Annotated in this window: 6 protein-coding genes; 4 read left to right on the top strand and 2 right to left on the bottom strand. The window is 52.8% G+C overall.

The features are described 5' to 3' along the window. The 4 genes from CIK76_RS11400 to CIK76_RS11380 all read left to right on the top strand — a co-directional run. Nucleotides 1–1181, top strand: a 1181-nt coding sequence (locus CIK76_RS11400; RefSeq protein ID WP_096286531.1) for a hypothetical protein, incomplete at its 5' end; no start/stop codon positions are given. 342 nt (nt 1182–1523) lie between these two features. Continuing rightward, on the top strand, nt 1524–2642 hold the full coding sequence (locus CIK76_RS11395) for a tyrosine-type recombinase/integrase (protein ID WP_096286529.1): 1119 nt from the start codon (nt 1524–1526) through the stop codon (nt 2640–2642). Nucleotides 2643–3188: 546 nt separating this feature from the next. Next, nucleotides 3189–4448: a hypothetical protein gene (locus tag CIK76_RS11385; protein ID WP_141393536.1), complete on the top strand. Its 1260-nt coding sequence runs from the start codon at nt 3189–3191 to the stop codon at nt 4446–4448. A gap of 600 nt (nt 4449–5048) precedes the next feature. After that, the gene (locus tag CIK76_RS11380) at nt 5049–5483 is read left to right on the top strand and encodes a hypothetical protein (protein ID WP_141393535.1); all 435 of its coding nucleotides are present in this window, start codon (nt 5049–5051) and stop codon (nt 5481–5483) included. 288 nt (nt 5484–5771) lie between these two features. On the opposite strand, the gene CIK76_RS19070 is transcribed toward CIK76_RS11380, so the two are convergent. Next, nucleotides 5772–6506 carry a hypothetical protein gene (locus CIK76_RS19070; protein ID WP_141393534.1) on the bottom strand — a complete coding sequence of 245 codons (735 nt, stop codon included), beginning with the start codon at nt 6504–6506 and terminating at the stop codon, nt 5772–5774. Nucleotides 6507–6573: 67 nt separating this feature from the next. Then, the coding region (locus CIK76_RS19600) for a hypothetical protein (protein WP_217990380.1) at nt 6574–7324 on the bottom strand (751 nt) is incomplete at its 5' end.

Here is a 7324-nt window from a genome sequence, read left to right as displayed (position 1 = left end):
TCTCAATTCTGAAGAGCCACGAAGATCTACGACTTCACCGCCTCATAAAGCTGCTCACAGAGACAGGGCGACCCGAGAGTATTTATACCTACATGCGTCCGGGCACCAAAGCCCGCCATCTCCTAGAAAAGATTGGAAACCGAAACCTCGCACTCACCCATGAGGCCTTCGACGAGCTACCCACCTCAACAGCTGCTGAGCACCTAAGAGCCTTGCTAATTCACCATCGCATGATGCCCGAGCGCGGAAACGAAAACCTCGCTCGTTTCGAGCAATGGATCACAGCCAGAGTCGCCTCCCTGCCCACTGACGGGACAAGCCATATAGTCGAACTCTTCGCCAGGTGGCGCCACCTCAAACGAATCCGCGACAAAGCCGCAGACCCGGAGACCAACCACAGTACCGCCATCAGCGCCGCGAAACAGGAAATCACCGAGGCAGGGAAACTTCTCCTCTGGCTCAAGGAGACGCACGATATCGGCGCAGAAAAGCTCCAACAGAAGCACATCGATGACTACCTGAGCAGTGGCCCCAGCACCCGAAAACACATCCGAAACTTCGTTCGCTGGCTCAATAGTCAGCCAAGCAGCCGCACCCATGAGCTTGATACGCCCTTCCGAAAAGCTCAAGCCAACCCAATGATTACCCACATGCAGCGGACTGAACTCGTGAGGAACTGTTTAGAACACCAGCAAGTAGCTCGGTCTACGCGCCTGGCTGGTTTGATTCTTTTGCTATGGGCACACCCGCTGAACAAGATCGTCCTGCTTCGCCGAGAACATCTCATCACTGCTCCGGACGGCATGCGCCTCAAGCTCGGAGCAACACCGGCTGCCGTACCCGCAGCCCTCACTGAGCTGTTCTGGCAACAATTACAAAACCCTGAGAACAGCAACACCACGAATGCTGGCACCGACTGGCTCTTCCCCGGCACTCGTGCTGGCCAGCATCTACACCCGGACACCCTCGCCGGACGGCTCAAAGTCCTCGGCATCGATCCTCAAAGAGCACGCAACGCGACGCTGCGCAGCCTCACCCAGGAAGTTGACGGACGCACCCTCATGGACTTGCTTGGCTATAGTCCTGGAATCATCGCCCAGCATGCGTCAAGAGCAGCCGCACCTATGGCTGACTATATTGATCTGAAGAGGTCTGCTCCTCAGATTGAAGAGAACCCCTAGTCTTGAGGTTCTTCAAGCATCGGATCACTGACCTACAGCTCAGAAGCTCTCATCAGGGAGCCATCAAAAGTACCTGGATCCGGAGGAAACGGATAACAGGCTTTCCCATCAAAGGCTTTTGTATTGTCAGAACGTGCGAACTCGCGGTCCCCTCGATAAGTCATTGATAACCCGGGCGGCCTATGTCATCCAGCAACTTTCCCTGGATCACTCCAGCGCGCGCTGACCGATGAACCGTCTCGAAGCGATGCATGAATTTCTACCTTGATTAGTGCTCTAAAGAATTTCATTGACGAGATTCGCAAGTTATGCGAAAGCTTCGCATAACAGGTAGGAGCCGGCATGAAGGATCTGCCACCAGGGGTCGTGCCGCTGAGGCTAACGCAAGGGCTACCAGCATTACATCCAGAAGAACTTATCTGGTTGGAAATGCTCGATGGATGGCGCAACCAACAACTAGGCCGCAATCTTTCACCGCACACCATCGATCAGCGCATCTCTAATATCGAGCGCTTCCGGAGCTTCACTGAGAAATATCCCTGGAACTGGGAAGCCAGTGACATGGACGGATACTCGATGGAACTTCGAGGCGTCCGTAGGCTTAGCCGGTCAACGATGCTGACCTATCAAGTCAGCGTTCGCTTGTTCATGGAATACCTGACTGACTCCAGCTACGGATGGTCTGAAGAATGCTTCCGCCGCTTCGGTTCTTATCCCGCACAGATTGCTTTTGAATGGAATACGGCACGACACCGCTCCGAAGTGATGAGCGATCCAAAGAAGCGTCCATACTCCCGCGAGGAACTGCAATCGCTTTTCGACTGTGCTGACGATCATGTTGTCAGGGCTCGACGGGCGGGACGGAAAGGTTGGATCCCCTGGTACAGAACCTCAATCATAATGAAAACCGCCTACGCCTGGGGACTTCGAAGAAATGAGGTCCGTCAGCTCGAGCTCTCGGATTTTGGGCACAACCCGGCCGTCAAAAAATACAAGGATTTCGGAACTGTTTACGTCCGCCATGGCAAGGCCAAAGCCGGTTCTCCCCCGAAACGCCGCACGGTACTGACCGTTCCCGAAACAGACTGGGCCGTTGATTGCCTCAGCGATTGGATCAACGACGTCAGGCCGCGTATGAGCGTTGCGCTGTCTTGTTCATACTTGTTTCCTTCTGAACGCGGCGGACCGCTGACAGCAGATGCCTTAAGCGCGGCATTCTCCAGCATCCGCAAAGAAGCAGGACTTGCTGACGGGCTGGACTTCCATTCCTTGCGTCGCTCCTACATCACGCATCTGGTGGAATCCGGTTACGACGGCTTATTTATTCAACAACAAGCCGGTCATGAATACGGATCGACGACAGCCATTTACACTGGCGTCTCCCCCGACTATCGGAACAAAGTCGTCCAGCAGGCGCTTAGATCAATGGCTACAGACGCAACGCATCAGAGAAATGAGTGATACCAGATGGGCAAGCGAATGGAGTACAAGTGGAGGCTGCGCGAAATCATGGCCTCCCGCGGCCTGAACAACATATCCGACATCTTGCCACTACTGAATGATCGTGGGATCGACTTATCGAGCTCGCAGATTTACCGGCTGATCGGGCAGAAACCAGAGCGCATTTCTTTACAGCTGCTTTTTTGCTGTTGCCGATGCCTTGGAATGCACAGTCGAAGATCTCTGCGCTTATGAAGCGGTCGACGCGAGAACCCAGCTTCGCAAAGTCGGTACCGATGAGAGCACTGTAGCGTCGCTGAAAGATTCCACCCGTCCACGCCGGGCCCGCGTCTATCTGGCTGACGAATGACATCCCAAGAGCGCTCCTGCGCACGATGCGAACGCACAGGCGTGAAATTCAACGCCATCTGGCCAGAAGGCCATATCTGCCGACGGTGCTACCAACGAGCCGCACGCATCCATGGAACTTGCCCACAATGCAACCGAGAACATCTTCTGCCTGGCCTTGCACCTGATGGACAAGCGATCTGCTCAGAATGCGCGGGAATGCCGAATAATTTTGTTTGCACTCTTTGCCATGAAGAAGACGAACTAAGCGCCAAAGGCTTCTGCTCGCGTTGTCTGCTCAAAGATCATTTGCAAGCCCTCCTCCAAGACGACAATGGGAGGATCCCCGAGCATATGCGGTCCTTCTATGACGCCGTCACGACCCAGCCGAATGCCCGTAGCGCAATCGTTTGGCTGAAGACTAATCCTGCGACACGGAAGCTGCTCGGGGACCTGGCTTCCGGGAAAGCAGACCTAGCCCACCGGACCTTCATCGAGCATCCTGAACCGGGCAAAGTTAACCACCTGAGAAGAATCCTTACCAGCCTGGAGGCACTCGAAGATTATGGCAGCAGGGTCGAGCGATTCGAAACGTGGCTAGAGGCCAAGCTCAGCGACGTGCCAAACCGGGCGCATCAGAAATTGATACAACAATTTGCCACCTTCGTTTACTTGAACAGGCTGCGTACCTTAGAGAGCCAAGGGCAGCTGGAAGAAGGAACGTTACTGAGTGCTCGGCAATCCACCACAGTATCAATCGACTTCCTTGCGTTCCTGCAGGAACGTAAAAAATCAGTAGCCGGTTGCACCCAGCAAGACATCTATGACTGGTTGGCGTCAGGGTCCACGACTCGGAGCATCGCTAGAACTTTCGTCCGGTGGGCAATCCAAACTCAACACATGCCCAAGCTTGATTTCCCCTACCGTGTTGCCCAAACAGATCCGCGAATCAGTTCTGAAGAACGTAATGAGCTGATACTTCACGCATTGGAAAGCCCCGAGTTCGGCGCGGGTGACCGAGCTGCAGCGATTTTTCTGCTCGTTTTTGGGCAGCCTCTATCCAGGATCGCCGCGCTGAAGGTAGACCAGTTCGAGTACTCGGATGACGGCCGTCTGAGAGTAACTTTCAAGGCATCGCCAATCGAGATCCCTCCCCCATTCGACGAGATAATCAAAGAATTTCTGGCTAGCAGGATGAACCAAAACACCGTAGCGAATCAGAATTCCTCATGGTGCTATCCGGGATACGTTTCTGGTGAACACCTCAATGCGAATCATCTGATGCAGCGACTGCGCGAGGCAGGAATTAACCTTCGCGGCGCCAAGAACGCTGCACTTCAGGAGCTCGTGCAACGGATCCCGCCGGCCATCGTCGCCGAAACCATGGGCTACAGCAGCCAGGCTATGGAAATGCATCAGCAGCGCGCCGGCGCGAAATGGATGGTTTATCCGGCATTGATCGATGAGACGAATTCTTAAACGATCTGAGAACTGATGATGATTCTCATCCCTGGTTACGGATAGGCATGGGAACTGATCTGTTTAGGTTGGAATTCGCGGGTCAGCAATATCTCTGGTCAGGAGTTACGCATTTTGTGTTATGAAATACCTTCAACTCAAATTATTTTTACTTATTAAATTTCCACATGTTACTTGTTCTTCGATAGCCCCGTTCAATTCCGGCTTGATATACGGCGTCGGTTCTTATTCGAACGGATGTGACCAGCTCGCGTCCGATTGAAAACTACTATGAAGCTTGTTCCTTGGAGATCATATTCGTTAGAGATTGGGAAAGGTTCTAAGTGATCCATCATGGCAAGCCGGAGGAACTAGTGCCATTTTAAGCTAATCCAAGATGGCCACCGCAGACATTTTGGTTGCTTCTGAGCCCCCAACTCGTAACCCGAACAATCATCGTTGTGAGTATTCGTAGACGTCTACGCATGTGTCTGTGTGTACGAAACATCGACGTAGGGAGTAACCATGTGCCAGTACAGCAACCGATGCCCCGTCGGACAACATCGGCCCGGAACCAAATGTCAGTATTCCGGTTCGTCGCGACCCGACCGAAACTATCCCATGCCTTCCCCATACCGCATGGCCACCCCCTCCCCTGGAAGCTCTGGCCGAGTCTCAGGGGCCACGGCGCAGAAGCGGCTGTATCGGACAGCCGTGGCATCAACGGGAATCAACGGCCTCGACGTCCTGGCAATATTCATTCTGGCCGCGGTCTGGGACGGCAACCCCGACGCCATTAGCACCGGGACAATTCTGTTCGCCGTCTTGCTTGTGCTGCTTCCCCTCGGCTTGGGAATTTGGCTGACGCGCACCTGCACCGCATGGAACGGAACTGCGGAAGGGCGATGCGTCAGAGTTTGCTACGGCCTGCGACGATGCGGCATCCCTGAACATAGCAGGAGCGCCCAGTTCCTCACGCTGCCCGAAGGCGTGGCGTTGCTGTCCTGGGGAGTTGCCGTGTTAAACATTTGGATTCTTCTAAGCGGAGCCCTCTAAGGTACCCATTTAGGAATGATCGTTGGTGACCTAAACGTATATAGATCCACCCGTGAAATTAGTTCTAGTAGCAACAATCCTCCACGTATATCTGGGCGATGAGCTACCTTGACGAAATCCTAATTAGCGAAGCGCCCGACCGGAAAATATTCCGGTCGGGCGCTTCGTACGGCGGGATAGGCCGCTCACTCTATATTTACTTATCGAAACGTTCGGAGTACTGCGTATTAGGAAAAGTCAGGAACCTAACTCATTCACCCTGTTTACACCCCATGGAAAAAGCCTTGGTCAGTTGCCGGTTTGATCGCAAAATTTCCACGATATATAGACCGGACGATCAACTCCGTAAGAAGCAAGGATGTCAGCTAATAAACCTGTCATCCAGCCAATAGCGGTCAATGAATGTAGGCCAGAAGAGAAGGAGATCAGAGCGGAAGAAGCTCCCGGACCATCCCAAATACCATCAGAAATCGGTAGAGATTTCGTTGAGTCGATACGGTTGGCGGTAACTTCGAGCATCAGGACAGAAGCGATCTGTGAGACAAGAGCGTTAAGAACCTCGTCAGGGAAAGCATCTTTCTGCCCAGACTGAAACTCGACCGAAATGTCACGCCGTCTCTCATCACTTGACTCAAGAGCAACGACCCCACTTAGCCCTTCGGATGGAAGCGCGCCAGGGTTCAGGTTCTTTAGTTGTTGCAGTGGAACAGCAAAATCAACTTGTACTGGAGGCTTAGAAGTTTCGCATCGAAAAGTATCTGTCATAACAGCCAATGCGTAGCAGGGGAGAGGTGAGTTAGCCGAAGCAGGTTGGATGCCTACCTGGAACCAAACATCTGGTGCATTCTCTGAATGGTGAAAATCTTCTCCACGGCCTGCATCATTGACCACCCATGCTCGGCCTGCTGACGAACTTTCAGGGCCCCACAGCAGCTCTGAGTAGTCATTGAGGAAACTAACTGGGTCGGATAAAGACCTATCGGCCGGCATGCTCGATTTGGATTCCCAAATGCCAATGAACATCGGCTCTGAATAGTTTGATGAGAACAAATTTGAACCCTAAGTGTGTGAATAGGATCTAACGGTTTAGTTAGAGAACACGGCAGTTCACATCGGCCTGCATGCGCTTGACCTCAGTGGTATCGATCTGACCATCAGCATCTACATCGACATGGTTTCTCCATGAAACCCGCTTGGTGTCGTTGCAATCGTTGTGAGAGGTTACTCGGCTGCTAGACCCACCGCCTGGTTTTAGCTTTGTCTTCTTGGAGCAGTTTTTGCGTTCCCAGTATCCTGAGCCCTTGTTATTGGTGTAGTACTCGTACAAGCATGAGGTCACGTGTGCAGTGGCTGAACTGCAATTACCTTTCTTCCACCAGCCATGCCCCTGCACGGCAATCTTTGGTTTGGAGGTTGTAGAAATGTGAGGATTATCTGCGCCAGTCTCTGGTGTGCAGACCACAGCACGTGCGTTCATTTCCGGTTCATCATCGACGGGAACGAGGTTTCCCTCTTCATCGACAAATGGGGCGTCGAGTGCTTCCTCGGAGGTTGCTAGTCCGGGCTCGGCGTCAGGTGCGATCAGGTCGGCATCACTTACTGGTTCCGTGACAGAAACCATGCCTGTTTCAGCAATCGTGGTCGTTGCGCTAGCTGGACCTACAGCCAGCGCCGAAAGAAGCAGGCCACCGAGGGCAATCGATGAAATCCATCGCTTCGAAGTCAATCGATTTTGACTCAAGATTTTTCCTTTGGCTAGATGAAATATACGAACTCTTATCGTAGTTGCCGATTGCACAAAAAAATCAAAATCAATAAATGTTGAACCGTCCCTGATTTGA

The sequence above is a fragment of the Glutamicibacter sp. BW80 genome (assembly GCF_002332385.1).
Taxonomy (GTDB): Bacteria; Actinomycetota; Actinomycetes; order Actinomycetales; family Micrococcaceae; genus Glutamicibacter.
The sequence above is the reverse complement of the archived record's forward strand: the minus strand, read 5'-3'. Positions and strand labels throughout refer to the sequence as shown.